At 77.1% G+C, this 2236-nt stretch carries 2 protein-coding genes and 1 pseudogene; 2 read left to right on the top strand and 1 reads right to left on the bottom strand.

The genetic code is table 11. From position 1 onward, the window contains the following. The coding region (locus tag EBN88_RS29625; RefSeq protein ID WP_199742539.1) for an XdhC family protein at positions 1–716 on the top strand (716 nt) is incomplete at its 5' end. After that, positions 664–1788: a winged helix DNA-binding domain-containing protein gene (locus tag EBN88_RS29620; protein WP_122400056.1), complete on the top strand. Its 1125-nt coding sequence runs from the start codon at positions 664–666 to the stop codon at positions 1786–1788. The genes EBN88_RS29625 and EBN88_RS29620, both read left to right, overlap by 53 nt. Before the next feature lie 7 nt (positions 1789–1795). On the opposite strand, the pseudogene EBN88_RS29615 reads toward EBN88_RS29620, so the two are convergent. Beyond that, a pseudogene (locus EBN88_RS29615) lies at positions 1796–2236 on the bottom strand (hypothetical protein); the annotation flags it as partial.

Below are 2236 nucleotides of genomic sequence, written 5' to 3'. Positions count from 1 at the left end.
CGAAGGCCGACCGGGCGGCGCTCGCGCGGGCCAGCGCGCTGGCCGAACGGGGCGGCACCGGGATCGTCCGGCTCCCGGGCGGGCGGCGGGTGTGGGTGGAGGGCCGGCGGGCCCCGGCCCGGCTGCTGATCTTCGGCGCGGTGGACTTCGCCGCCGCGCTGGCCCGGGTCGCCGGGCCGCTCGGCCACCGGGTCACGGTCTGCGACGCGCGCCCGGTCTTCGCCACCGCCGAACGCTTCCCCGAGGCGGCCGAGGTGGTCAACGACTGGCCGCACCGCTACCTCGACGCGCAACGCCTCACGGCGCGCGACGCCGTCTGCGTGCTGACCCACGACCCGAGGTTCGATGTCCCGGCGCTGGTGCGGGCGTTGCGCGGGCCGGCCGGCTATGTGGGCGCGATGGGCTCGTGGCGCACCCACACCGACCGGCTGCGGCGGCTGCGCGCGGCCGGGCTCGGCGAGGCCCAACTGGCCAGGCTGCGCTCGCCGATCGGCCTCGACCTGGGCGCCCGCACCCCCGCTGAGACGGCGCTGGCCATCGCCGCCGAGATGGTCGCGGTGCGCAGGGGCGGCAGCGGGGTGCCGCTGACCGGCAGCGGACTGCCGATCCACCGGGACGGCGGCGCGTCGGCCGACTGTCAGTGGGCGGACATAGGCTCGCCCCATGACCCGGCCGCCCCAGCTCTCCCTCCGCACCCTCAACCGCGCGCTGCTTGACCGCCAGTGGCTCGCCCGGCGCGCGCCGGCCACGCCCGCCGAGGCCGTGGAGCACCTCGTGGGGCTCCAGACCCAGGTCCCGACCAACCACTACACGGCGCTCTTCTCCCGGCTGGCCGACTTCGACGCCGAGGACTTCTCCCGCCGCTTCGAGGCGCGCGCCTTCGTCCGGATATCGCTGCTCCGCTCCACGATCCACACCGTGACCGCCCGGGACTGCCTGCGGCTGAGACCGGTGCTGGAGGCCGCGCACCAGCGGCCGTTCGGCTCCTCCTTCGGCAGGCGGCTGGCCGGGGTCGACCTGGCCGAGGTGAGCGAGGCGTCCCGCGCCCTGTTGGAGGAACGACCGCTGACCGCCGAGGAGTTGGGCCGGCGGCTCGCCGAGCGCTGGCCGGCGTACGCGCCGCGCGACCTGGCCATGGTCGCCCGCCACTTCCTGGCGCTGGTCCAGGTCCCGCCGCGCGGGCTGTGGCACCGGGGCGGCGCGGCCCGGCACACCACCGCCCAGTCCTGGCTGGGCGCCGGGTTGGCCGAGGACGGCTCGGTGGACGAGCTGGTGCTGCGCTATCTGGCCGCCTTCGGCCCCGCCTCGGTCAGGGACGCGCAGGTCTGGTCGGGGTTGACGCGGCTGGCGGAGGTCTTCGAACGGCTTGGCGGGCGGCTGCGGACCTATCGCGCGCCCGACGGGCGGACCACGCTCTTCGACCTGGCGGAGGCCACCCTCCCCGAGGAGGACGCCCCGGCGCCGCCCCGCTTCCTGCCCGAGTTCGACAACGCCTTCATCGGGCACCACGACCGCACCCGGGTGCTGCCCGACGAGGTCAGGGCGGCGGTCTGGCGCGGGGGGATGCGGCCCGACCCGGTGTTCCTGGTGGACGGCTTCGTCCGGGGCGCCTGGCGGATCGACGCCGACCGCCGGCACACCGAGGCCGCCCTCGTCCTGCGCCCCCGGGGCCCGCTGACGGCGGACGAGCGGGCCGCGTTGACCGCCGAGGGCGCCGCGCTGCTCGCCTTCCACACGCCCGGCGCCCGACACGATGTGCGGCTCGAGGAGGGCGCCGACCGGGGGTGAACGCCCGTCAGGGCTCGGCGTCCACGCCGTGGTCCAGCAGCCGCTGGCCCGGCTCGTTGACGGGCTGGGGCGTGCCGCTGAGGTCCAGCACGAAGAGCGGCAGCCGCAGCCGGTCGGCCAGGGTCCGCGCCTGCCCCCGGTAGCCGGCCAGCGAGAAGGCGACGGCCAGCGAGGAGCCCAACAGGCCGTGTAGCCACAGCACTTCCAGCTCCTCGTCGCCGGTCGGCTCGGTGGTGGCGTTCACCAGGCCGACCACGGACGGCCCGCGCAGGTCGAGCCCGGAGGCGGTCCTGGGCACGGCGGTGCGGACCCCGGCGAAGCCGAGCCAGCGCAGGAAGTGCGCGGCGCAGGCCACCGCGTCATAGCCGGTCCTGATGGTCAACGGGCGGAACGGGCCGCGCCGCGCGCCCGGTTCGGCGGGCGCGGCCCGCCCCTCGCGCGCGGCCCG

This window comes from Streptomyces triticirhizae, assembly GCF_003696235.1.
GTDB classification, from domain to species: domain Bacteria; phylum Actinomycetota; class Actinomycetes; order Streptomycetales; family Streptomycetaceae; genus Streptomyces; species Streptomyces triticirhizae.
The sequence above is the reverse complement of the archived record's forward strand: the minus strand, read 5'-3'. Positions and strand labels throughout refer to the sequence as shown.

Coding starts and splice junctions, on each gene's coding strand:
- EBN88_RS29620 (WP_122400056.1), top strand. CDS start 664: ATGACCCGGCCGCCCCAGCTCTCCCTCCGCACCCTCAACCGCGCGCTG.